The organism is Pseudomonas vranovensis DSM 16006 (genome assembly GCF_000425805.1).
GTDB lineage: Bacteria > Pseudomonadota > Gammaproteobacteria > Pseudomonadales > Pseudomonadaceae > Aquipseudomonas > Aquipseudomonas vranovensis.
In genome coordinates, this window is sequence record NZ_AUED01000025.1 from 1 (window position 1) to 24,628 (window position 24,628).

A 24,628-nucleotide genomic window follows, 5' to 3' on the forward strand; every position below is an offset into this window, starting at 1 on the left:
TTGAATTCTTCGGGATAACGCTGGTTGCTCATGGCACCTCCTAATGGGCCTCATTTTAAGGCTTGGAGGTGTCTACGAAACTAGGGGCGATTCAGAACTTTTGCACTCAGCTCGCCATTTCCTGATAGCTGTTGGAGCCTGAAGCACCGCTGCTTCATTAGACGGCGTGAACAAATTTTGACGACGGCTGAGCAGGTGTTCGGAAATCATGCATTGGCTGAAGCATGGTTCACCCGGCAGGCAATCGGACTTGGCCGGCGTTTGCCCTGCATGCTTTTGGAAACCGATCGGGGGTATACGGAGGTCGCGGACTTCTTAATTCGACTTGACTACGGTGTCCATTGATCACTTCGGAGACCCAAGCATCAGTCTCTACTTGTTTCGATGCTGACCCCAGTCGTCTTAGCTCTTTCGTTTACTGCAGGAATAGATGTTGTGGTCTGGTTAGCCTTTGGCTGCGTCGAAGCCAAGGCTATACGGTGGGTCCGTCAATTAACGCTGTAGCGCCCCGTACACTTCGGCTCGGGCCGCATCGAGCACCCGTTCCGGAGCATCCATCATTACATCCTTTGGTATCTGACCTCCCAAGTAGCTATTCGATGATCCGAACCAGAGCGCTATAGCCCTGTCATGCTTAGCGAGCGAGCCGATGATTGCAGCTAACGGCGAAAACGGTCGGTAGCCGTAGGCGGGTCAAAGGCGTAGAGGGGGAAGTATTCCTTGTCCTCATGAACAAGCGAGCAGAGGTTTCCTACCCGTTTCCATTCAACGAGTTCAACTCTGGATTGGTCCGCTGGGGGTGTGTCAGCGAGGAGGAATTGAACGCTAGCAGCGAGTCGCGACTGTTGTGTCAGGACTTTGGTGAAGTGAGGATTTCATCAGCAGATCATGCCGAGTGGTAGGCCCAACATTGCTGAAGCCTGTATGCTGACTATTTGATCACGGCCACACGATGGTGCAACGATGAAGATCACAGGGCGTGTCGAGGTTGAAGCAGTCACGGACGTGCAATGTGACATGTGCCAGAGCTCGACGCTTGTCGCTTCCGGTGGACTCCAATTCGCCACGCTCAGGGCGCATTGGGGTTTTGGCACTCAGCATGATGGCGAGCGCTATGAACTGCATCTCTGCGAGCAGTGCTTTTTCGCAACCTTGGCTTATTTCAAACAGGAGCGGCGGGTGAAAAGTCTTTTTGAGCCAGGCGACCATGCTACCGCTCCCGACGACTTCGGGGTGGTCGCTCGAAACGATTTTTTCGCAGACTGACGCCGACGTTCGTATCCGTCCGGCCAACACATCTTCCTGACGCAACCGCCGAAGGCCATGGTGTCCACCTGAAATTGATCTGACCCCGAAATGTTGGACGCCTTCTATGCCCGTCGTGCTTGAGTCCTGTATTCCACAGGGCTCAGGCCACTTAGCTTCAGCCTGATTCGCGAATGATTGTAGTAGTGTATGTAGTCCTCTATACCTGCTTCAAGCTCATCGAGACTGTTGAATTTGTTCAGGTAAAAGAACTCGGATTTCAACGTGCCAAAAAAGCTTTCCATAGCCGCATTGTCATAGCAATTTCCTTTGCGGGACATGCTTGGCTTTACCGCACGTTCGTTCAGTACGTGGCGATAGATAGGCATCCGGTACTGCCATCCCTGGTCGGAATGCAAGATTGGTTTATCGCGTGGCCGCAGCCTCTCAAAAGCTTGCCGTAGCATCGCACCAACCATGTCGAACAGCGGGCGCCTCGAGGTCTTGAAGGCGATTATTTCACCGTTATATAGGTCAAGGATCGGCGAGAGATAAAGCTTCTGCCCCCCGACCCGAAACTCCGTCACATCGGTTACCCATTTCTGGTTCGGTCGTTTGGCATCGAACTTCCGTTTCAGCAGGTTCGGCGCTACCTGACCCTCTTCGCCTCTGTATGCCCGGTATTTCTTTATGCGCACACGGCTTTTCAACTGAAGCTCGCCCATGAGGCGCTGAACAGTCTTGTGGTTCACGAGGTGGCCAGCTCGCCGAACGGCAGCAGTGATGCGGCGATAGCCATATCGACCCTTGTGCTCGTCGAAAATTGAGCAAATTCTGGACTTCAGCTCCGCGTATTTATCAACGGATTGCTGCACCTTTTGTTGATAGTAAAAAGTGCTACGGGCCAGGCCAGCCAATTTCAGAAGGCCTTCCAGAGGGTGCTCCTGCCTCAGTTCAATCACGATTTGCGCTTTTTCCGCTGCGCTGCTCGTTCCTTCGCTTGAACCAAGGCATCGAGCTTTTTTAAATAAGCAATTTCCATCCGCAACTGGCTCAATTCGGCCAGCAATTCATCACGCGTACGAGCTTCATCGTCCGAAAAATCAAGCTGAATGGACGGGATGGGGTTTGTCATTTTTTTGTGAAGTCCGCTTCCTGGCTGCCGGGACAAGGCCTCCAAACCGCCTTCATCATACCTGCGCTCCCATTCGCCAATGATGTCGGATTTCCGGATATCAAACAGGGCAGCGACTTGGCGATAGGACAGATCTTCCTCTCGCATGCGCTGCAATACATTCAGCTTGAACTCAGGGCTGTAGTTCTTCTTTCTCTTATTTTTGAGGCCTGCGGCACCAAGCGCCTGATATGCCGCAATCCACTTTCGAAGCGAAGAGGCATTGACCCCGTGACGATGCGCGACCTCTCTGTGACCTGCGCTCCCCGAACAGTAATCTTCAACAACCGACAATTTCGCCTGCTCTGTGTACTTTTTCATGACACCCCTGGATGTTGATGTCCAATATTTCGGGGTCAGATCAAATTTAAGTGGACACCATTTCTGGCTCATCAAGCGGATTTTCCATGCACCCTCAGCGCCGTACCTACAGCAAATGGTTCAAAGCCCAGGTCATCCAAGAGTGCATCGAGCCCGGCGCATCCATCGCAAACATCGCCTTGGGCTACAGCCTCAATGCGAACCTCGTCCACAAATGGATTCGGCTGCACAATCAAAAAGCCGTGGCTCTTCAGCCTGCGTTCATCCCGCTGCATCCTCAGATGCTCGGCACTGGAACGCATGCTCAGCCCTCCAGTATTGGCCTTGAATCCAGCACCCTCGCACGCCTATCAAGATGACTTGGCCAGTGGAAAGCGCAGCCGCCTGCGCAAGCTTTCTTCGAGAGCTGTTGCGATGATCCGCATCGATACCCTCTGGCTCGCCACCGAGCCGATGGACATGCGCGCCGTTACCGGCACCGCCATCGCCCGCGTGATTTCAGTTGAATTGCCTTTATTTTCCTAGACCCTTCCCAGCCTAGATTGGACTGCCCCCGGCACCATTTCGATGAGGCACAGATAGTCATTGACCAGCCCAAAACCTTGGTCATCCGCGATGACTCTGCAGAGTGGTCGGTAATCCGGGCCGCGGGTAGGTTTGGTGAACCATTGCACGGCGAGAATGCGGCTGCCGAGTACTTCTAGCGCATGGGGCAGGAATGTCTCGCCGTACTAGATAAGCCTGGTGGCGAGTGCTAAGGCATTCGGCGGTAGGGTAGGCGCCAGTGATCAAGCGATCGAGCAAGCTCGCATCCTCTACCGAGCGCGTCATGGGGCCGGCGGTGTCGCGTGTGGGAGATATGGGGTGATGCCTGCTTGACTGTACCGCCCGACAGTTGGTCGAAATCCGACACAACCATTGAGTGCACTGGACTGACGCACGGAGCCCCCCGTGTCAGTGGCTATCGACGCTGGCACTAAATACGCTCTCACTGCACTCGCGCTACCGGATGAAGAACCTCCCACTATTTGCGATTGATCGAAAGCGTTGGGAACTCCGGCCACTCCAGGCACGTGGAAGGCCGTGTTGTAACCCGAGGCCCATATGCCAACTCATGCTTACTGGTCTTTCCGACAATGATTCCCCCAGCCTCAACGAGCTTGTCGATGATCGGCGCATTCGATTTCGGATAGAAATTTACCAATCTTGGAGTATAGGAAGTGTTCCTGGAACCTTGAATCTGGATGTTGTCTTTGATTGTGATCAGCACGCCTCTGTAGGCTTTCACAATAAATGATTAGAGAACCCTAGCAAACGCTGGAAGATAATAATTCTTTTTGTGAGGTCATCGGTTGGAATTAACAAAAATATGAAAAAACGCTACCGTGTTCACTAAATAAATGTCCAGCGCGAAAGCCTTCGGTAGCCATCCATCACCTGAAGACATCAATCTCGCCGAAAGGCTTATGAGTTAAATCAATGTTGATGGGCTCGTTTACTGCGAGCCACCTGTATCACGACCTCTGCACCGACTTCGGAGGTATCACTCCAATGCACGACTTCAGGTGTTTACAAGTGTGCTGGGGCGACTGAATTGGATGGGGCGCTTTTATAGTTATAACAACTGCAGCGGCCGATTTCAATCAAGCAACAGCAGTCATTAGCGCCGAATGATTCAAGCGGCGCATCAGAAATTTCCTACAGGCGCGCGCGAGCTATCCTACAGGCCATCAGGGGGGGGGAGGGAATAATTCAGCCGCCGGTTGGTTGTCCTTGTGCACCGGTTAATGGGGGCCAACGCTTGGCAAATTAAGAGGTATTTTCAATATGAACAAACTACTGCTTGTCGCCGCTGCGCTTTTGATGCAGCCCTGGATAGCCCAGGCCACACCGCATATCAACATCGGTGGACTGAATGATTTTCTCGAGGCATCGCAAGCCACTCAGGTCAAGCGCATCTACAATTCCGGTACTTCCACCGCATTCGTCAAGGTTAGCGTCTGGGAGTTGGTACGTGGCGCCGACGGAAAATATCACGAAGTAGCTATGGATGGTCAAGACAGTGCGCAGCGCTCCTTGGTGGTGAGTCCGGCACGCTTGATTATTCCGGCTGGTGGCGTACAGTCGGTGCGGTTGTTGTTTCGCGGTGATCGCAATCATGAACGCTATTACCGTTTGCGCTTTAACCCGGTGATGCCAGAGACCGGTGATGATTTTGCTGTGAGTGACAGCGGAGTCAAGGATTACAAAGAGTCCCTGTCAGTTGGGGTGCATGTGCTGGCGGGGTATGGTTCATTGCTATACGTGCGGCCGAAGGACCCCCGGTTCGAAGTTAATGTCCAGGAGCGCCAGGGGCGAATCGAAGTGCGTAATACGGGGGGGAGCACGGTCAAGCTTGATCGCTTCAAAGTCTGCGAAGGTAAGGGCGTAGGTTGCAAAACACCAGTTGTTCATTACCTGTTGCCAGGTGCGGTACAGTTATTCGAGAAACCGCCTCAGCGTAGTTATAGCTTTGACCTGGTCGCAGGCGCTGAGAGTAAGTCTTACGCGTTTTAAAGCTGCTGGGCAGGCCAATGCACCGTTAGCCATTGCACCCGCTGGGGTCCTAAGGAACTTCAGAAGTTTTATATGCAAGAGGTATTTCTTGGTCGCCGTCGGATCGAAAGTATCCAGTATTTTTTGGGGGGGCTAAATCTAAGTAATGAACATTAATGATTTCATTGGTGGTCTTGCGGCTAAGGGGTGTGGCGAAAATCTCCAGTACGATTTTGATTGTATTGGGTTGAATCGGTTGGTGAGCGGTGGTTAGGAAGTCCAATAAGGCGCGCTCGTGAATGTTTCAGAATGTGTTGACAGGGTAGCTGTGGAGCCACTTTCTCGAAAATTATTTGAGCGCAACCATGACTTGCGCGAGAAGGTATATTGGGGTTTGCCAATGGCCTGCAAGTACTAGTGTCCCGAGTGCTTAATTTATTAGTTTCTCTTTCATCACGCTCAGCTTTGCCATATGTACTGAGCTGATGATGGCCTCTGCCGTCCTGTTCCATTTGAACGGTTTGGCTGAATGCTCGTTGTGAGACTTGACGAATTGGCGGATCGCAGCTTTCAGATCTGTCATGCTGATGTGGCCCGCTTTTGGCGGGTGGCCCTGACTGAGTTGCAGCGCCGGGGGGGCTGTGCGTGGTGTGGTGTTGGCCTGTGCGCCGCGCAACTTCAACAGGCGACGCCTGTAGAGCGCGACCGGTTGGCGCTCACCCTGCGGATGCGCCTTGAAGAGTTGGCCTCCCACTTCGGTAAATGGCTGGCGGTGCAGGTGATTGTCAGCGGTTTCGAGCAGTTGCCTGGCTACACGGCCTCGCAGGCCTGTCTGGCTCTCGAGTAGCGGGCGATGAGCATTGAGTTCCCGCTGGCCAGCAGTAATCGGCCACTGTTGAGTACGCTTGCATAGACAGGTTGCTGTGTGGCTGCAACCAGTGACGGCTTGCCGTACGGCCTTTTGCCGAGCACGTGTATGTTCACAGTTAACAGCTCATACTCACCGCTTTGTAGACCGGCAATCAGCTCGCTCATGCGCGTGCCAAGCCGCTTGGAATAGCGAGGTCGAGCCCTTCTGCCAGCGGGCGCTGAATGGGCGTTATCCCTTTGTTGGTAATGTATCGAACCAGGTCTCGCTGGAGGACTTCATCCGCTTGAAGGTGAAGAAGTATGCTTGCAGCTTAGGAGTGGGTTGTGGGTCTCTTGATGGCACCATTCAATCTTCAGGAATGGTACCGCTTTCGCTGCTTGTATGAGCGCGGCGATTCAAGGGTATGGTTGCCCAGTAAGTAGCTGAGGTCGCAGCCGATATTGCAAAATAATTGGTATCGCCTGCGCCTGCAGTCAATCTGCAAGCCGCCTGAGCTTGTTGCATAGCCAGGCTCAAGAGTGAGATGGCTCCGGTTGGAGGGTGCGGTTTCTTCCGAAGTCATTGATGAATCCCCCTGATACCAGTCAGTTTGGCTGACTGGCATCAGGGGGATTCATTTTAGAAAGGTGGTAGCGGCAAAAATAGTTAATTTCGCAGCTTCTGTTATCTCTATTGGTGCAGTGCTGTGAGTCAAGATTTATTGGAGCCAGGTTTGCTTGTGCCGATGTTTGCTATTTATTTATGGCTTGGTATCTCTATATCAATAGGTGCTCAGTACTACTGGGAGTAGTCAGCGTGACCAGTCTGCTTGCAGGGTTATCGGGAGCTTCAGTGTTTTTTAACTTCCGTTCCTTCTGTAGGTGAAACCGTTACGCATCATCCACGGGTGCGGCAACGCGAGTAGTGTGCTTTGTTGTCTCATGTTTTTCATCAGTCCGCGATAGCGCACTTTCGTGCAGCCAAACTAGAGTTTGATCAGTGGATGTTCAACTTTGGCCCGTACTGATGCCTTCGGATATTCGATTTTTCGATGCGCCTGAGTGTTCAAGCTCTCCTTGCCAGTCTTCTTGTCCATGCTGAGTCGTGCGGCAATCGATCAATTCGTTTGACGGTTTTGATGTTGAGGATGTTTGTCCACGCGGATGTAATCGGCATCGCCAAAGACGTAAGCTTTATCGTCATGCATCAGCTGATCGACCTACGTCACATCGGCCACATTCGCCGCCGTGCCCACCAGACGACGCACTAAACCGGACACGGCATCGATCCTGATATGCACTTTGATCCCGAAGGAATACCTACTTCCTTCTTCGTCGGATGCATTTCCGGATCGCGCTTGCCGTCCTTTTTCTTGGATGAGCTCGGGGCATGACCTGATCACCCTCGATCAGGACGCGTTCGCAGCCTGCTTACGTTTACCAGCGTACTTGGCATCAGCGCAGGTCATCTGCTTCAAAGAGCTGAACCGTCATGTTCGTGTCTGGGGGTATTCCACCAGAAATGGAAGTCCTGTTCAGAATTTTCTTAGTTGAGTGTGTGATCAGTGCGCTTGCGCTAGGAAATATCCTACAAGTCACAGGGATTCGCCTTACAGGCTGTGATGACTGATTGCTTGATAATTCTCCCGTCGGCTGGTTGGTGCTGTGATCGCATTGCGTTCTCCGCAACCTGCTGGTGATTTGGCTTTACTCATCAAACATCAAAGGAACACCCTATGAAATACCTTGCTATTCCTCTTGCAATGCTTGCCACCGGTAGCGCTTTCGCCACCCAAACTGTCAGCAAGTCAGTCGAAGTAGTCGCCAACATCCCAACCGAGGCGTTTTATGTCGAGCAGGATGGCAACTGGATCGGCCTGCCACAGGAACTGGTTTACAACACAGTCACCGGCGCTCTGGCTCCGGTCGAGAATCGCCTGGTCGCCAAGAGCAGCACCGGGGCTATTGAGGCTCGCCTGGACCATCCAGCGGAAATTACTAGTGGTAGCAGCCGCATCAATCTGAATGTTAGCGTCAATGGAGTTGAGTTGGACGTGAGCAACAAGGAAATTGTTGCCGACACCGAAATGGGCAATCAAGTGTTCATGCCTATCAGGATCGCTGCGGCGCCGGCTCCAGTGAATGGCTATACGGCGGGCAACTACGCGGGCATCGTCAATATGACCTTTGAAACTCCGCTGACTGCTCCAATTCCGTAAATCCCCGTGTAATCAGTACGTCGCTCAAGGCGAGCTCGCAAGGGTTCCCCATCTCCTAAGTGTTGCAGCGTCTTTCTTGTCTTCTGCTGATCCCCTCCATGGCCACCTGTACTCAGAGTGGCCATGGGTGCGCCCTGCTTTATAGGTGACTATGAATACTCCCAGCCTCTGCCGCGGCTTGTTTGCGCTGGTGCTTACCGGCGTTACTGGTCTGAGCCTTGCTCCAGCAAGGGCCGAGCCTGCGGTTCCTAGCACGCTCGGCCTGCTCACCCAGGCCGAAGGCTTGCCGGCGGAGTTTCGAAATCATTTCTTCGATGTGCCGCTGGCAGTACGGGTTGATCTTGATGGTCGGCCGCTCGGAGACGCTATGCTGGTGCTGAGTCGCGATGAGCGCGTGCAGTTGCTCGAATTCACCGACACAAGCTCCAGTAAGGAGGACCTGCAGACCATGAAACGTTGGCAGGAAGTATTGAGCGAGCCGCGTCTCTTGGGTGTCTGCAAGCAGGAGTGCGCGCATGAGTTGCTGGCCTTGCACTACAGCCTAGCCAACTCTCAACTGTCGATCCTGACTCGAACCGTAGAGCAGGATTCCAGTTCTAACCGCTTTCATGCCTTACCCGAGGCAGGTAGTCATGGTCTGTTGATGCGCAATCAGCTCAATCTATCCGGTAGTAAGCAGGACCTTCATGGAACATACATTGCCGAAGGGCTGGGTAGTATCGGTCAATGGACCACTACGGCGCGTGCGCAATTCGACCGCAGCAGTGCCAATGAAGGTGATGCTAACCGCTATCGCGTCAGCGGCCTATATGCTGACCGTATGATAGAGGATCGATTCTACCGTTTGGGCTACTTCCCTCCCAGCACTCAAGGCCTCAGTCTCCAGCCGCGTACGCTCGACGGTCAACCCCATGGAATCGTGGGAGTGATGTTCGGCTCTAGCGATAGCTTGGCCATTAACGATGGCCAGGCAAGCACCACACCCATCTATGTCACGCCCAACCGTCCGGCAGTGGTGGAGGTGTACCGCGATGACGCGTTAATTTTCAGCCAGGCAGTGCAGCCCGGGTTGCAGACAATCGACACGCGTCGCCTACCGGGTGGTATCTATGCGGTGGAAGTGCGGTTGATCGAAGATGGTCAAATAACATCACGCAACGAAGAGTTCATCTACAAGCCGCGTAACTGGGCTAACCCTGGTCAGCGTTGGCGCTACAACACCTACTTGGGCCAGAGTAGCAACCCGTTGAGTAACCGGGACGACCTCCAGGACGGAGGGCTCAGGGCCGGCATTATTGCCAACTACCTGTTGCACCCACGTGCGGTGCTCGGCCTATCTCTCGAGAATATTGAGGATGGTATGCAGTACAGCACCTCGTTGGATTGGGATGTGACCGACAAGCTTAAGCTTTACAGTAATCTGCACCATAACGACAGTCGGGGCAATGGCTTCGACTTGCAAAGCGTGTACGCTCATGGCAGTGGCAGCTTGGTGTTTAGCCACAGTCGTACCTGGTTGGACGCTACACCCTACAACAGCAAGGCCCGTGAGACGCAACAGACCTCGTTTACGGTGCAGCAACGAGTGGACGACAAGAACCACGCCAACCTGCGCCTCAGCCATAACAGCGGTACAGTGTCTGGACCGGCTGTCGACCTGTCCTGGGTGCGCCGCAGTATAGTCCTGGGTTCGGATGCGACCTGGCGTTTCTCCGTGTTCGACCGCCCCGGCAATGCCAGTAGCGGTGGTGAACGCAACCGTGGAGTGGACGTCAGCCTGACCATGGCCCTCGGTAGTGCTGGCAATCGGGTCTACGGCAACTTGGGCAGTCGGACTGGTCGTGATGGCGATCGAGAGCAGAACGCCTCGCTCAGTTATCAACGACAAGTCGACTACGGTACGTTGCGTAGCATCACTGGCACCGTCAATGCTGACAGCTTTGGTGTTGGCTTGGGCGGCAGTCTTGAAATAGAAAACCGAATGCTTTCGGGCAATACCTACCTGCAAAGTTCTTCGTACAACGGCGAGTTGAGTGGCGGTCTTAACCTAGACAGCACCGTGGGTTTGGGTGATGGCGCCGTAGCCATGAGTGGTGGCATCGTCGCCCACGAAGCGGCGATGGTAGTAGATGTGGAAACCGACTACACCGATCTGGAACTGCAAGCTTTCGACCAGCAGGGCTACGGCAGCACCCTCAAGTCCGGACGCAACCTTATCCCGGTCAAGGCGTACCGGGCGGGCAATGTGCAATTCGATTTCAATGGTGATGATGCGCCGGCCGCGGTGATTCAGCCGCAGAGCGCCAATTACCATTTGAACAAGGGCGGCGTAGCCTATCAGAAGGTACGCATCATGCGCACGGTAACGGTGGTTGGCCGCTTGCTCAATGCCCAAGGCCAACCGCTGCGCGGCGCAATGGTGATCAATCATGCCAGTCGCAGCGTCAGCGAAACAGACGGTTTTTTCGCCGTGGAAATGAGCGAGTCGACACCAACCCTCGAGGTACGGCAGAACGGCGGACAGCAGTGTTTCCTGCATCTGGACAAGGCGCGCTACGAGCGTGAGAAGGATGTCCTATTGGTCGGGGACCTGACATGCACCCCGGGTGGCCTGGCTTCCGCCGAACAGGTCAAGGCGTCTGATGCCTGACCTGGGCTGTTCGATTTGTCTACACCCTGACTGAGCTGGCCGAGCACATCATTCGAACTTGGCTAGTCTATGCAACAGAATACCTAGGAGATACTAGGATGCCCCTCACAAACATGGCTCGCTGGATGTTATGCACTCTTGCTTTATTGGGCAGCACGCAGCCGGGCGTAGCGTCCGAGGTGACCATTACTGCCAAATACGTCCCGTCCACGGTCAACTCTCGCTTCGAGAACACTACGCCGCTGAGCGGGTTCTGTAATAGATGGCCCTCAGCTCCTGAGTGCACTGGGGACAACCACTCAGTGTCGCTAGGGGTCAACTACTCCAAGACAACGATCAGAGCCGCGACGAATCCGCTGGATCAGTTTTGGATAAGCCTGCCAGCATCCCAAGTGATACAAGTGAGGTCGACAACAGGTGATGAGCATGCACTAACCTTTTCGATGAGCAGGTTCAGTGCTAGGGTCGGTGGGGGGCGTTCTGATTTCTACAACCCAATATGGACCTACGGAGTGAGAGGGGGCTGCACGTTTATAAGAAGCTTAGGCAATGCAGTATGGGGAGTTGGCTTATGGCGCGTCAGTGATCCGAATACTCCCACACCATGTTATTCAACCTCCGATACTGGGCCTGCTGGAGGGGCGCTGGAGGTTTCGGTCAGCGAATTTTCCATCGGCTACATTTTGGAGGCACCTGATCCGTTGAGCATGCGTTCAGGAGTTTACTTCGGAAGCGTGACCTACAGCGTGGGTGAGGCGGGGGAGATCGCTCTGGGTAACAACGTATCGATGCTGAATACCTCAAGTGTCACCCTCAATTTTGAACTCGAAGTACTGCATCATCTTCAACTGGAGTTCTCGGGCCGTTCTGATCAGGTGCTACTGGAGCCCCCAGGTGGCTGGGCACGCTGGCTCAATGGTGGACCGAAGCCGGAGCGCCTCGAGCGCGACCTGCCATTTCGCATCTGGTCAAGCGGCCCTCTTTCCGTCTATATGGACTGCGGGGTTCCAGGCCCAAACAGTTGTGGCATTCGCAATACGCGCAATGGCCATACGGTGCCGCTGGATGTGAGCCTCACCTTGCCGGGTGGTATTTCGCAATCCGGGCATCCTGTGCAGCGGGAACAAGTCCCTACCGGGCGACGGCAACCCTTGATCCTGCAGAGCACCCGTCCAGTCTTTAATCAGCCCGGTGCTCTTCACTTCGCTACGGCATCTGGTGAGGCTGCACAGATGCTCGATAACCCGGGTGACACCTACACAGGGAACGTGACTGTTGTGTTCGATGCAATGTTGTAATACCGCTTGTTTACCTATCTGAACATTTTGGCGGACGATTGGGCACGGAGCGCAGGCTGTCGCCGTCTGTTGGCGCTTGAGTGCGTTAACACGAGAGTTTCCCCCAGCCTTGCTGGGAAGAGCAGGGTTTGAGGGGGATATTTATGTTCAAAAGCCTGTTATGTGTAGCGCTTTTGTGGATGCAGGTCTGGTCGGCCCAGGCTGCGCCGGATCTTGATATCGGGACGCTGCACGACTACTTAGACTCCAACCAGAGTACTCTGCTGAAAAAAGTGCGAAATATTGGCAGCACCACGGCGTTCGTCAAAGTGAGTGTGGCGCAAATTCAGTACGATCGAGACGGTACCCCAAGCGAGGTATCCCTAGAGAGCCAGGATAGTGCCCAGCGCTCCTTGGTGGTGACGCCATCACGGCTGATCGTACCGGCTGCCGGGGCGCAGAATGTGCGCCTATTGTTCCGTGGCGAGCGCGACGAAGAGCGTTACTTTCGCGTACGCTTCATCCCGATATTGCCAGAGGACGAGAACGATTTTGACCTCAGCAAGGATGAGGCTACGGCTTACCGCGAGACCCTGGCCGCTGGGGTACATCTGCTCAAGGGCTTCGGTGCGGTACTCCTGGTTCGGCCGAACAATCCGCGTTACGACAGTGTGGTGGATGAGCCCCCAGGCTTTTTTCGCGTGCGTAACAAGGGTAATGCCACCCTGGTGCTGGAGTCGTTCAAGGACTGCGACAGTCAAGGTGGCCAATGCGCCAATCCGAGTATCTATCATGTGCGGCCCGGTCAGACACGTGAGTTCAAAAAGATGCTGGGGCGGGTCTACAGCTTCGAGTTGCGCGAAGGTGAAACCCGTAAATCTTATGCGTTTAAGGGGTGACGCTATACAGTGCGTGACGGGGCTGTTAAAGGGCAGTCAGATGGCTGTGGATTGTATAGTCTGCCTGCGAACATGTGCTCAATCTGGATGACAACGGAGATTTTTTATGCATAAGGCACTGATTGTAGATGACCATCCGTTCATTCGAGCAAGTGTGAAAATGGTGCTCGAACTGGAGCAGTTTGAGGTGGTCGGCGAGACCGACAATGGTGCCGATGCCGTGCAACTGGCGCGTACTCACTTTCCGGACATCATAGTCCTGGATATCGGCATTCCGCTTCTGGATGGCCTTGAAGTGATCGCCCGGATCAGCGCCCTTGCCCTGCCGATCAAGATTTTGGTACTGACTTCGCAACCAATCAACTATTTTTCTGCCCGTTGCATGAAGGCTGGGGCTCAAGGCTATGTGTCGAAAACCGGTGATCTGACCGAACTCAGCAGGGCGCTCAAGGTTGTGATGTCGGGCTATACCTACTTCCCGAGTTTGGCTACCAGTTCGGTGCGCAAGAGTGACGTCGACGCGGGGGAAGCCGAGCGGATAGCCTGCCTGTCCGACCGCGAATTGCTGGTATTACAGCAACTGGCCAGGGGGTTGAGCAACAAGGATATAGGCGACGCCTTGTTGCTGAGTCACAAGACGATTAGCACGTACAAGACCCGGTTGATCGAGAAGCTAAACGTGGTGTCGGTGGTAGACCTTGCCGATTTGGCCAAGCGACATCAGTTGATCTAGTGTTCTAGCTTGTGAAGTACGTGATGCGATTGCCGGTTGCTGCTTGGTGCTGCTGAGCGCGTCTATGGCGCAGGCCAAGCCCGAGTCCTGAGTCTGCTCAGTCAGAAGCGGGCATTCGCCAAAGGACAGCTTTCGATCCAACCGATGTGAAACGCCTGCGAGTATCTGATCGTTTAACGCGCCTCAGCGTCGAAGCGCCATCGTATATTAACGGCCAGACTCGGGGCCGGTTAACCAGTAGCACGGCTTGCAGCCGCTTAAATTGAGCTGGTCAGCCGAGGCAGAGCTGCCTGGGGCAGTAGTGCTATCGTTCTTACCAACTCATTCGCAGCCCCAGATTGCCGCTGAGTCCCTCCAGATCGTTGCTGTCCAGATGAGTACTGTAATCGGCTGCCATATACATGCTGACCGTCGACGACAACCGCGCTACTACCCCCACACCCACGTCGGCTGAAGAAGTTTTGTGATTGCTCTTGATACGGTCGACATCATCGTAAGTCACCGTATCGCTGCCACCGAAGGTGCGCCAGGCATTGACACGAAGGTAAGGCTCGATGGGCGTTTGATGGACCAGGTAGCGGCCTTTGAGACGTGCCCCCAGGCGGCCTGTCCAGTAGTCCTGGGAATCGAAGGTGACATCCGAGATCCCATCACTTTGGCTATCGAGATCAATCTGTTGATTGATGACCTGCGCCTGGGGTTCGATCACCCAGTTATCCGATACGGCAAATGGGTAGCCCGCCTCTGCAGACAGGGCCAAGGCATGGCCTTCGTTGTCCATCTTCACCCCTCGGTCGGAACGGTTGTCACCGTCCAGGCGGGTGCCCATGGCTACCAGGTCGACATACCAGCCGGTTGGGTCGCTCAGGGTCCAGTAGACGCCGAAGTTGTCGCCGTCGAGTTTCACCCGGCCAGCCTTGCGGTCGTGAAAGCCTTCGGCGAAGCCTTTGACATCTCCGTCCAGGCGGCTCTGCCCGACAAACAGGCCGATACGTTGGATTTGCCCGCCGCTGGTTTGTGCCGCGTACAGGTCATGGCCGACTTGATAGCCCTTGAGCGAGCCATCGAAGCTGGGAGACACAGTGCCCGACCAGCTCTTATTGAAATCGCTGCCGTAAGCCCGGCCCCAGCCTGCCGGTGTCGCACCGGTCTCGGTCAACAGGCTCTGCTCGCCCTGGCGATCGTGAAAGGTGCCAAGCGCCTGCAGTGTCATCACCTGTGCAGCCGGAATCACTACCGAGTACACCGGTACTTCCAAGCGGTAAAGGGGGATTGGATCGGCGCCGGCCACTGCCGTGGGTACAGGAGGCGTCGTTGCCGCAGGTTCCGGTGAAACCTGCGCCGGCCCTGGAGTCGCGATTGCCGGCGACTCTTGCGGCGCCACCGGTCGTGCGGTGGGTGGCTCCACGGCAGGTTCGTCTGGGTCAACCACGGGCAGGGTAGGCGAGATAGGCGCCACGGGGATGATGGGCGCTGTCACGGTGGGCTCAGGAGGGACTGGCGGTGGCTGTACCGCGACCACCGACGAGCGCAGGTACCAGTTGTGTTCCGTGCCGGCGCTCACGCCACCCTTGAACAGGTAATACTGGTAGGCGCCGGCCGACAGCGAGCCGCGCAGGGCAAAAGCATCGTTGCTGCTGGTGGCGCCATTTTGTGCGTGGACCACTTCGATGCCGTTGTTCTGCGTCAGGCCGCCAAGCCCGCCCAGATTGGTGATGCCCAGTTGGGTGTTGCCGCTGATGGTGCCCTGGGATACCACCAGCCTGTCGCTGGCAGAGCGGTCGTCACCGAGCACGGTCTGCAGCAACAACTGCCCGTTGTTGCCGACGTAGTTGCCGTGGATAGTCAGTGAGTCGGTGGCAGTGCCGCTACCGGAGGTCATATCGATGGTGCCGGCGTTGTTCAACGTTGCCAGCTGGCCGGCGGTGTAGGGGCGGATGTTGCCTTGGCTTACCCGCAGCACGCTGGTGTTGTCGATCGACAGGGTGCCGGTGTTGCTGGCGCTGTCGCCAAGAAAGAAGTTCGCGGCAAGGTCAAATTGTGAATGGTTGGCAAGGTTGACTGTTTCCCAGCCCAGGTAGCGCGCGGCATCCGCCGAGGCGGTGTGGTCGAAGTTCAGCGTGTCGCTTCCAAGCCCGGCGTCTAGCGAGGATGTGGTTGCCAGCAGGCTTTCGTTCAGGCCGCTGAGCAGGGCAGTGTCGTCACCATCGCCCATCAGCACCGCCGAGTTGATCTGGCCGCCATTGAGCCAGTTGAACTGATCATTCCCGGTGCTGGCACGGATCTCTCCGGCGATCACCCCGCCGCTGACAGTGATGCTGTCGTTGCCGCCACTGACGCTGATGTTGCCGCCAATGGTGCCGCCGGAAACGCTCACAGTGTCTCGGCCGAAGCCTGTAACCAGGTTGCCGAGAATGGTGCCGCCCGACAGGTCGAAAATGTTGTTGTCGAGTTTCATGTCGACTCGGCCGATGCTGCCCGCAATCATTTTCGCCACATCGCCGTCCTCGAAGGCGCCGACGATGGTACCCCCGCTTATGAAGAAGGTGTCGCGGCCATCGCCTTGTGCCAGTGACTGGATGCTTCCACCTTTCATTACGAAGTCATCGATACCGTTGCCTTGATGGACCGCGCCGGTGACTGTCCCGGCACTGATCTGCAAGCGGTCGGCGCCGTCTCCTTGGTCGATGGCACCCAGGATGCTGCCGGCGTTCATGTCGATGAGATCGGCACCGGCACCGAAGGTGACGTTGCCGTTGATCGTGCCGGTACCGCCAGCGGGGAAGGTCAGGGTGTTGTTGCCCAGCAAGTCGGTGAGGCCGCTGCCGCTGTTACCGCTGGCGCACAGGTAGCTGGTATCACCTGCACCGGTAGTCAGTGAGCAAGCCGCGTGGGCGTGTTGCCCTGCCAGGCTCAAGAGTGAGAGAACGCCAACGTGTAGGGTGTAGTTTTTACCGAAATGCAATGCAGGGTGCATAAGGTCCCTCTCATGCTTGACGTGAGGCGTTGTAATTGTGTGATTGTTTTTAGCCCAAGGATTCAAATACTTCAAGAAATGAGTAGGTCGGTGGCTCAAGTGATGTTGATAAGTTGCTGGCCATCAGCCAGTAACTGGGGTGTAACTGATATTAACAGGTCCGTGGAGCTCACGGCGCGCTCCGGTTTCTGGGGGGGACAAGCGCTGACTTATAAAAACACTTCACTTAGCGCATACCCAAAAAGTGACGTGTTAGGTCATTAATTGGCGAATGGATAGTTAACAACAATATTCGTTTCGGGGTTTTCTATCCTCTCGGTACGCACAGGTTGCGAACGATCGGTTTTGCAATGAGCCCCTGCAAAACACTGCATCTACCCGCTGTCCGGTATCGGCCCCTCAAATCTGCGGTCCTCGGCAGGCACCACTGTGTACCTACCGTTCGTCAGTCAGGTCTTTTCGAATAATCCTCGATCGATTCCTTTGAGACAGGTCTCATTTCTTCGACCTGCTGCATCCCTTAATTTAGATGTCACGTTCGCGGTGAGTTAATACGTTCACGCCAAGCAGCCAGGCAAGGCCTATCTAACATAAGGATATTTAAAGCTTTCATGCGTAGGGACACTGTTGAGTCGCCTTCGTGACCACAATGTTCAGTGTTCGGGAGTGATTAAATTTAGCAATGAATATTAACAATTTCATTGGTGTTCTTGCTAGTGAAGGGTGTGGCGAGGATCTTGAATACGATGTTGACTTTGTTGAGTTAAACCGGTTAATAGCGGGCGGTGAAGAAGTCCAATACGGTGAGCATGTTTACATCCCGGAACCGATTGACTGGGTGGCTGTGGAGTCACTCGCTTTAAAGTTGTTTCAGCGCACTCACGACTTGCGCGTAGGTGTTTGTTTAACGCGAGCCTGGCTCGCGCGTGAAGGGATCCTGGGGTTTGCCAATGGCCTGCAAGTGTTGGCATTCCTGCTCGATGAGCGGTGGGATACGGTGCACCCGCAACTGTCGGCGCTCGAGCAGTTTGATCCCTGGCTGCGTATTAACGGGCTGGCTGAGTTGGTGGTTCCTGGGACCGTAATCAAGACATTGCGCCGGGCTCCCTTGGTGGGTACGGCAACCCAGGGCCTGCTCACGGTTGGCGATCTTGCGCTGATAGCCAGTGGTGTCGATTCCGCGGAGCGTAAGGAGTGTCAGGCCAGGCTTGAGCATTTGATAGAGCCCCATTGCTCAGCCGAACTGATGCGCAGTCTTGGATTACTGAATCGGCTAGAAGCGCAGGTGCAAAAAATTGGCAGATGCCTCGATGACCGTACGGGTTTGAGTGCAGTGTCTCCGTTGCAGCCGCTCCTGCATCTATTGCAGCAGTGCGTACGGGTGGTAGATGAACGTGTGCGCAGCACTGCGCAGGGGGCGGTGCCAGCCTCTGAACCGTGTCGCACGGTCGATTCCGCAAAAAACGCAGTTGCTGTGCAGTCGCGTAGTAATGATAAGTGCCATTCCAGAGAAGATGTCTACACAGCCCTTGAGGCCGTAGAAGCGTATTACAAGCGTTATGAGCCTAGTAGCCCGATACCGATGCTGGTGCACCGAATGCGGCGGCTCGTGGACATGGATTTTATGGAGCTGATTGCTGAACTGGCACCCTCAAGTATTCAGGATATACGAACGCTTTGCGGTATTCAGGATGAATGACTACTTCTAATTGTATCTAAGGTGACGCCATGTCCAGTAATACCAGTGGCCAGAAGTTTATCGGTCGCAATCGTGCCCCTCGCGTTCAGATTGATTATGACGTTGAACTTTATGGGGTTGAAAAGACCGTTGAGATTCCATTCGTAAATGGGGTGTTAGCCGATTTGTCCGGTTCGAGCGCTGGCGCTTTGCCGGTTATTGCAGACCGTAAGTTCTTGGATATTGATATTGATAATTTCGATGAGCGCATGAATGCGATCAGGCCACGCTTGAAGCTGACCGTGCCGAACACATTGACGGGGGAGGGTAGTATTGCACTCGATTTGGAAATAGCCAGTATGGATGATTTCAGCCCAAGTGCGATCGCCCGTCATGTCGAACCGTTGCGAACACTACTGGAAGCACGCCAGCAGCTATCAAATTTGTTGACGTATATGGATGGTAAAAGTGGTGCCGAGCAGTTGGTTGCTCAATTGCTTGAAAATCCGGCGCTGATGCGTTCTTTATCAGTACACGCCAAACCTGCTGTTCACCCCACTGAATCAGGTGATTGATGATGATCGAAACTGAACAAGCCCCGCGGCAAAGCACGGTATTGAACGTTATGGAAGTAGAAGACTTTAAGGACTTGCTACAGCGTGAATTCAAACCGCGTAGCGAGCAGGCCAGTGATGCACTTCAGGTCGCGGTGCAAACGCTTTCTGAGCAGGCGTTGAGTGCGACACATTTGATAGCCGATGATACCTTGAGCACGCTTGAAGGGCTGATCGCTGCTATCGACAGTAAGCTGTCGGGTCAGATTAACGCCATTTTGCACCATGATCAGTTCCAGGCGCTGGAGTCGGCCTGGCGTGGCTTGCATCACCTAGTGAGCAATACCGAAACCGACGAAACCCTAAAAATACGTGTGTTCAACGTTTCCAAGCTTGAGTTGGCCCGTGAGTTGAAGAAATTCAAGGGTGCCGCCTGGGACCAGAGTCCCTTGTTCAAGAAAATTTATGAGCATGAATACGGTCAGTTCGGCGGCGAACCATTCGGCTGTTTAATTGCGGACTATTATTTTGACAATAGCCCGCCCGATGTCGAGCTGCTCTCGTCGTTGGCTAAAATTGCAGCGGCGGCCCATGCGCCTTTCATCAGTGCTGCAGCCCCAGGGGCTCTTTTAATGGACGCGTGGCAGGAGTTGGCCAATCCACGTGATTTGAGCAAAATTTTCCAAACCCCCGAGCATGCGGCCTGGCGTAACTTTCGTAACAGCGAAAATTCGCGTTATGTCGGCCTGACGTTGCCGCGTTTCTTGGGGCGTATTCCCTATGGCGCAAACACCGCACGCGTCGAAGACTTTAATTTTGAAGAGCTCACTCAGGGGGATGCCAACAATTATCTATGGGTCAACGCGGCTTATGCCATGGGGCTCAATATTAATCAGTCCTTCAAACACTTCGGCTGGTGTTCTCAGATTCGCGGCATTGAATCGGGTGGCGCGATTTCCGGTCTACCGGTGCATACCTTTCCCAGTGAAGACGGCGGTGTAGACATCACCTGCCCGACTGAAGTTGCTATCAGTGATCGTCGGGAGCTGGAATTGGCAAATAGCGGCTTCATGCCGCTCGTGCACTGCAAGAATAGTTCAGTAGCCGCCTTTATCGGTGCGCAGTCCATGCACCGTCCACAGCAGTACGACGATGCCGACGCCACGGCAAATGCCCAGTTGGCAGCTCGCTTTCCTTACTTATTTGCCACTTGTCGCTTTGCCCATTACTTGAAATGCATTGTGCGGGACAAGATTGGTTCGTTCAAGGAGCGAGCGGAGTTGGAGGCGTGGCTCAACAGTTGGATCAATCGCTACGTTGAGTTGAACCCGGCCATGGCCACAGATATCGATAAGGCACGCAAGCCTTTGGCGGCTGCCGAGGTGATCGTCGAAGACGATGAGGCCAATCCAGGCTTTTATCGAGCTAAGTTCTTTTTACGGCCACACTATCAACTTGAGGGTTTAACCGTGTCCCTGCGGCTGGTTGCCAAGTTGCCGTCTGTCAAGGCGTGATCGCGCGCTCGATTTTAATTTTTAAGTAACAATAATTAATAGGGGTTAAGTATGATTCTGGTTCAATTCTCGCCAGAGGTTAAGGGTACGTCCACAGTCGAAGACTATAAAGAGTGGCTTGAGTTTGAAAGTTACTCAGTTAATAGCACGCGCCATATTCACTCGCAAGGTGGGGATCGGACTCTTGCGCAATCACACATTTCTGAACTTGTACTGACGAAAGGGGGCGATCAAACTTCGCCAGTATTGTTCGGTCAGGCGCTGACCGGTAAAGAATTTGATAATGCCACTATCGTTGTTTTGCACGCCGCGGGCGTCAAAAATACTTCGCAAAAATTGCTCAGTATTACGTTGACTGGGGTAGTCGTAAGTTCATTTGCTACTAGCTGCGTTACTAATTCTCGTCCTGATGAGCATCTCGCACTTAGCTTTAAAAAAATTGAGTATAAGTACATGTGTTTTGATGGGAGCGCTAGTAAAGGCGATGCGCGTATGGGGTATGATGTTATCGCCAAAAAATGTTTCTAAGCTCGCGGTAAAGGCATAGGGCATTCCTGGGCGGCCAGGATGCTCTATTTGTGTTGAGTTGCTGTTTGGCTCTGTACGCTACTGTTAGTGTGTTCAGCAATATGAGGTTGGTTCATGAGCGCTTTTGCTCCAGTGTTATTGGACCGTTTGAGCGCCCATGATGCGTCAACTGTTCCCGAAAGCAACAGCCGTGTGCTGGCGCGGTTAAGGTCTGATTTAGAGAAATTGTTTAATGTGCCTGGTGCGGTTTGGGCGTTGGATGCAAAAGCGACGCCTAATGTCGCGCGCTCAGTGTTGAATTACGGTATTGGAAATATTGCTGGTATTACCTTGTCCACTCTTGATTCAAAAATATTAGAGGCACGTATTCTCTTTGCCATACTGACTTTTGAACCTCGTATTATTCGCCATACGCTGCGAATCACGTGGGGCAAGCGTCCCCGCGCGGCAATTCCCGAGTTGCATTTTCACATCGAAGGCGTGTTGCGGAAAACGGGTGCAGCGTATGCTTTTAAATTTCAATCGATTTGGAATACTGAAAGTGGCGAAGCCCGCATCAGCCTGCCAAGTGGAATAACGACTTATGGATGAGCGGCTACTCCACCTCTATGAGCGCGAGCTGCAGTTTTTGCGAGAGGGCGCCAACGAGTTCGCTCAATGCTACCCCAAGGTAGCCGCTCACCTGAGCCTGGATTCGCGGATGACCAGCGATCCTGGTGTTGAGCGGTTGCTCGAAGGGTTGGGGTTTCTCACTGCACGTATCCAGTTGCAAATGGAGTCCGAGTTCCCGCAGTTCACCGAAAACCTTCTGCAGCAGGTGCAACCGCAATCGTTGTTGCCAGTGCCCCCAATGGCCGTGGTTCAGGTGACTCCCGATAGGCACCAAGGCAGCTTGGTGAAAGGCTTCTGCCTACCCGTCGACAGCGCCTTAAGTGCCAACGCCGTTTACAACGGACGTCATGTGCGCAGCGATTGGCGTACCAGCGAGGCAGTGACGTTGTGGCCGATCGAGATTACTGCGGTCGACTACCTAACGAGTGCCAGCCTTTTGCCGGGCTTGCCATCGCGGTTTGCTGGCCAAGCGCATTCTGCAATACGCCTGCGACTTCGAACCACTACAGGGGTACCCTTCAGCCAGCTCGACCTCAAAGCGTTGCGTGTATACCTCACTGGGCAAGGCTCACAGACCTCCGCCGTGCACGAGGCACTGTTATCTCGCTGCGTAGGCATGCTGGCTCGCCCGGCAATAGAGTCGCCATCCTGGTGTGAGATTATTGAGCCAGGGAATATTGTCCAATCAAACGTTGAGTTGGCATCCGCCTCGCAGCGCGCGGCGCTTGGCGACACAGCAGGCGTTAGTTTGCTCAAACGCTTTCTGGCATTTCCCGAACGTTACCGTTTCATCGATCTCTGCGGCCTGGGGCCAGCAGTTCAGCGTTGCGCCGAAGATTATCTGGAGATCGTAATGCTCCTGGCGCCGCTCTCCAGCGCGTTGCCAGTCAATCTCGATCGTTCGCTATTTGCACTGTTTTGCGTTCCGGTTCAGAACCTGTTTCGAAAGCGCACAGACCGCCACCACTTAGTCCAGCACAGTCAGGACGTTATCATACGCGTTGACCACTCGAACCCTTTAGCCCATGAGGTGCATCAGGTACTCGAAGTTCATGGTTATCTCAGTGGTAGCAGTCAACGCCTGCGTTTCCTGCCGCTTTATTCACCCCATGTGCGCGGGAGTGAAGAGGACATTGGAGGCTTTTTCCAGGTTCGCCGAGTGCCCAGCCGAGCGGGCGTCGACAAGCATAAGGGTATCAATTGCTATGTCGGCAGCGACGTGTCAGTTTCGCTGGTGGACCCACGTAACCCGCCTTACACGCCCCAATTGCATCAATTGGTGGCTGAAGTGCTGTGTTCCAATCGCGACGCAGCGCGACACATTCAATTCGGCAAGGGCAGCACCGACTTTGTCCTTGAGGTGGGCGCTCCTGTCACCGCTATTCGTTGTGTGGCCGGGCCCTCGATCCCAAGGGCGACGCCGGTGGCGGGGAATAGCCCATGGCAAGCGATTCAACACTTGTCTCGCAACTACCTACCGCTGGTCAATGATGACGGTCAGGCCGGCGCCAATGCTTTACGTGAGTTGTTGTCCCTGTATGTGGCGGCCGATGATCAGGTAATGCAGCGTTTGCTCGAAGGTATTGTTTCTTTGCAGGCCAACGTCGTCACGCAACGTTTACCCGGTCGTGGGCCAGTGGCTTTTGGGCGAGGCTTGGAGTTGAAACTGACCCTTGACGATGACGCCTGCGAAGGCACTGGCGCTTTTTTGTTTGGTGCGGTGCTGGATGCCTTCTTTGCTCGCTATGCACCCATCAACGCCTTCACACAGACCGTGTTGCATACCCACAGACGCGGTCTGATCATGCGCTGGCCGGCGAGAGGTAGCCAATGCATGACGATCTGAACCCTTGGTTTGAACTGCAGCAAGAGGCCTGGCGTTTTGACTTTTTCAGTGCCTTGCGGCGTATCGAGGGGTTCAATACACAAGCGCCTCGGCTAGGCACCTCCGAGCACTTGCGCCAAGACCCTGTTCGTCTGAGTCAAGTGGTATCGATGGCTTTCGAACCAGCCATGCTGCGAAACCTACAAATGCGCGAGGGATTGCCACCGCGCCTGGCTGTGACGTTTTTCGGGCTGACAGGGGTTAATGGCCCTATGCCGTTGTCGTTCACTGAGGAGGTGCTCTCACGACAGGTCAACCATAATGACTACGTGCTGACCCATTTCATCGACATCTTCCATCATCGGTTGCTTTGCCTGTTGTACCGCAGTTGGGCAATGAGCAGGCCAGTGGTTTCGGCAGACCGTCCAGAAGAGGATCGTTTCGCCGACTACGTCCAGGCTTTCGCACCCCGCTGTGAAGGATTTTATGCCAGCCACTATGTCGATCAGCGACGTAGCGCTGAAGGGCTATTGGCGCTGCTACGCGATTACTTGCAAGTCCCGGTCCGCCTCGGTCAATGGTATGGGCGCTGGGCTGAACTAGCGACGGATGAAAGGTTGCAAATAGGGGCTCGAAGTCAAAGCGCTCAACTCGGCAACGCCTCGTTGTTGGGGCGCAGGGTGTGGAATGTGCAGCACAGCGTGCGCCTCAGTTTCGGCCCATTGTCGCGGCAGCAATTCATCAGTTTATTACCCGGTAGTGCGCGGCTACGCAGTGTCATCCAACGGGTGAACGACTATCTCGGCGTTAGCGTTGAATGGGATCTGGAGTTACGACTGTCCGACCATGAAAAAACTGCATTGTGTTTGAACGATGCGACGCCTTTGGGGTTGGCGTCCTGGTTGTCCAGTGTCAAGCCCCCCTTCCAACCACATGCAATTGTGCTTGGCCCGGCTCGTATTCTACGTAGTCAACAGAAACTCAACGGTGGCTGACATCAGCCGCAGTGAGTGTGTATTAAATAATTGAGGTCTAGTG

Annotated in this window: 22 protein-coding genes and 2 pseudogenes; 17 read left to right on the forward strand and 7 right to left on the reverse strand. The window is 54.4% G+C overall.

Translation table 11 applies throughout. The features are described from left to right. Window positions 1-195 precede the first annotated feature (195 nt). The gene (locus H621_RS29295) at window positions 196-345 is read left to right on the forward strand and encodes an antitoxin Xre/MbcA/ParS toxin-binding domain-containing protein (protein WP_425337427.1); all 150 of its coding nucleotides are present in this window, start codon (window positions 196-198) and stop codon (window positions 343-345) included. Window positions 346-939: 594 nt separating this feature from the next. Here H621_RS29295 and H621_RS29130 read toward each other — a convergent pair. Then, window positions 940-1,209, reverse strand: a complete 270-nt coding sequence (locus tag H621_RS29130; protein ID WP_156905622.1) for a hypothetical protein — start codon at window positions 1,207-1,209, stop codon at window positions 940-942. Window positions 1,210-1,370: 161 nt separating this feature from the next. Continuing rightward, window positions 1,371-2,740, reverse strand: a protein-coding gene (locus H621_RS28135; protein ID WP_156905628.1) for an IS3 family transposase whose coding sequence is annotated in 2 segments (ribosomal slippage) — window positions 1,371-2,272 and window positions 2,272-2,740 — 1,371 coding nt in all. Because the reading frame shifts where the segments join, the coding sequence is not laid out codon by codon here. An 86-nt stretch (window positions 2,741-2,826) separates the two neighbouring features. Between H621_RS28135 and H621_RS29300 the strand changes: the two genes are divergently transcribed. Then, complete coding sequence (locus tag H621_RS29300) at window positions 2,827-3,099, forward strand: transposase (protein WP_156905623.1); 273 nt, start codon at window positions 2,827-2,829, stop codon at window positions 3,097-3,099. After that, entirely contained in the window at window positions 3,041-3,265 is a 225-nt protein-coding gene (locus tag H621_RS28770; RefSeq protein ID WP_051270592.1) for a hypothetical protein, read from the forward strand. The genes H621_RS29300 and H621_RS28770 overlap by 59 nt, the downstream gene beginning before the upstream one ends. Before the next feature lie 302 nt (window positions 3,266-3,567). Here H621_RS28770 and H621_RS29135 read toward each other — a convergent pair whose 3' ends face one another. Both H621_RS29135 and H621_RS29140 read right to left on the reverse strand, forming a co-directional pair. Then, complete coding sequence (locus tag H621_RS29135) at window positions 3,568-3,813, reverse strand: amidase family protein (protein WP_342418293.1); 246 nt, start codon at window positions 3,811-3,813, stop codon at window positions 3,568-3,570. After that, the gene (locus H621_RS29140) at window positions 3,765-4,028 is read right to left on the reverse strand and encodes an amidase family protein (RefSeq protein ID WP_342418294.1); all 264 of its coding nucleotides are present in this window, start codon (window positions 4,026-4,028) and stop codon (window positions 3,765-3,767) included. Before H621_RS29140 ends, H621_RS29135 begins: the two co-directional genes overlap by 49 nt. 539 nt (window positions 4,029-4,567) lie before the next feature. Between H621_RS29140 and H621_RS0118060 the strand changes: the two genes are divergently transcribed. Beyond that, on the forward strand, window positions 4,568-5,296 hold the full coding sequence (locus H621_RS0118060) for a pilus assembly protein (protein WP_028944746.1): 729 nt from the start codon (window positions 4,568-4,570) through the stop codon (window positions 5,294-5,296). A 409-nt stretch (window positions 5,297-5,705) separates the two neighbouring features. Here H621_RS0118060 and H621_RS28515 read toward each other — a convergent pair. Beyond that, window positions 5,706-5,861, reverse strand: a pseudogene (locus H621_RS28515) (IS630 family transposase); the annotation flags it as partial. Here H621_RS28515 and H621_RS28520 point away from each other — a divergent pair. After that, window positions 5,805-6,122: a type VI secretion protein IcmF/TssM N-terminal domain-containing protein gene (locus H621_RS28520; RefSeq protein WP_028944747.1), complete on the forward strand. Its 318-nt coding sequence runs from the start codon at window positions 5,805-5,807 to the stop codon at window positions 6,120-6,122. The pseudogene H621_RS28515 and the gene H621_RS28520 overlap by 57 nt on opposite strands. 862 nt (window positions 6,123-6,984) lie before the next feature. Here the strand turns inward: H621_RS28520 and H621_RS28995 are convergent. Continuing rightward, window positions 6,985-7,517 (reverse strand): annotated as a pseudogene (locus H621_RS28995) (transposase); the annotation flags it as partial. Between the two features lie 343 nt (window positions 7,518-7,860). On the opposite strand from H621_RS28995, the gene H621_RS0118075 reads away from it, so the two are divergent. The 5 genes from H621_RS0118075 to H621_RS0118095 all read left to right on the forward strand — a co-directional run bounded on the left by H621_RS0118075 (window position 7,861) and on the right by H621_RS0118095 (window position 13,902). Beyond that, entirely contained in the window at window positions 7,861-8,343 is a 483-nt protein-coding gene (locus H621_RS0118075; RefSeq protein ID WP_028944748.1) for a CS1 type fimbrial major subunit, read from the forward strand. 151 nt (window positions 8,344-8,494) lie between these two features. Then, a complete protein-coding gene (locus tag H621_RS0118080) occupies window positions 8,495-10,993 on the forward strand; it encodes a CS1-pili formation C-terminal domain-containing protein (RefSeq protein ID WP_084167985.1) in 2,499 nt (832 codons plus the stop codon). 734 nt (window positions 10,994-11,727) lie between these two features. Beyond that, window positions 11,728-12,291: a hypothetical protein gene (locus H621_RS0118085; RefSeq protein ID WP_051270596.1), complete on the forward strand. Its 564-nt coding sequence runs from the start codon at window positions 11,728-11,730 to the stop codon at window positions 12,289-12,291. A gap of 143 nt (window positions 12,292-12,434) precedes the next feature. Next, the gene (locus tag H621_RS0118090) at window positions 12,435-13,169 is read left to right on the forward strand and encodes a pilus assembly protein (protein ID WP_036990033.1); all 735 of its coding nucleotides are present in this window, start codon (window positions 12,435-12,437) and stop codon (window positions 13,167-13,169) included. Window positions 13,170-13,275: 106 nt separating this feature from the next. Further along, window positions 13,276-13,902 (forward strand): response regulator transcription factor, encoded by a 627-nt coding sequence (locus tag H621_RS0118095; RefSeq protein WP_028944752.1) that lies wholly within the window; start codon window positions 13,276-13,278, stop codon window positions 13,900-13,902. Window positions 13,903-14,215: 313 nt separating this feature from the next. Here the strand turns inward: H621_RS0118095 and H621_RS0118100 are convergent, their stop codons facing one another. After that, a complete protein-coding gene (locus H621_RS0118100) occupies window positions 14,216-16,879 on the reverse strand; it encodes an autotransporter family protein (RefSeq protein WP_051270598.1) in 2,664 nt (887 codons plus the stop codon). A 682-nt stretch (window positions 16,880-17,561) separates the two neighbouring features. On the opposite strand from H621_RS0118100, the gene tssA reads away from it, so the two are divergent. From tssA to tssG, 7 genes are all read left to right on the forward strand, one after another. Further along, window positions 17,562-18,578, forward strand: a complete 1,017-nt coding sequence (gene tssA / locus H621_RS0118105; RefSeq protein ID WP_028944754.1) for a type VI secretion system protein TssA — start codon at window positions 17,562-17,564, stop codon at window positions 18,576-18,578. 29 nt (window positions 18,579-18,607) lie between these two features. Further along, entirely contained in the window at window positions 18,608-19,132 is a 525-nt protein-coding gene (gene tssB, locus H621_RS0118110; protein ID WP_028944755.1) for a type VI secretion system contractile sheath small subunit, read from the forward strand. Window positions 19,133-19,134: 2 nt separating this feature from the next. After that, complete coding sequence (tssC, locus tag H621_RS0118115; RefSeq protein ID WP_028944756.1) at window positions 19,135-20,625, forward strand: type VI secretion system contractile sheath large subunit; 1,491 nt, start codon at window positions 19,135-19,137, stop codon at window positions 20,623-20,625. A gap of 51 nt (window positions 20,626-20,676) precedes the next feature. Continuing rightward, the gene (locus tag H621_RS28160) at window positions 20,677-21,153 is read left to right on the forward strand and encodes a type VI secretion system tube protein Hcp (RefSeq protein ID WP_084167986.1); all 477 of its coding nucleotides are present in this window, start codon (window positions 20,677-20,679) and stop codon (window positions 21,151-21,153) included. A 114-nt stretch (window positions 21,154-21,267) separates the two neighbouring features. Then, a complete protein-coding gene (locus H621_RS28165; protein ID WP_084167987.1) occupies window positions 21,268-21,744 on the forward strand; it encodes a type VI secretion system baseplate subunit TssE in 477 nt (158 codons plus the stop codon). After that, window positions 21,737-23,611: a type VI secretion system baseplate subunit TssF gene (gene tssF, locus H621_RS0118125; protein ID WP_028944757.1), complete on the forward strand. Its 1,875-nt coding sequence runs from the start codon at window positions 21,737-21,739 to the stop codon at window positions 23,609-23,611. Before H621_RS28165 ends, tssF begins: the two co-directional genes overlap by 8 nt. Further along, on the forward strand, window positions 23,596-24,585 hold the full coding sequence (tssG, locus tag H621_RS0118130; RefSeq protein ID WP_028944758.1) for a type VI secretion system baseplate subunit TssG: 990 nt from the start codon (window positions 23,596-23,598) through the stop codon (window positions 24,583-24,585). The genes tssF and tssG overlap by 16 nt, the downstream gene beginning before the upstream one ends. Window positions 24,586-24,628 lie beyond the last annotated feature (43 nt).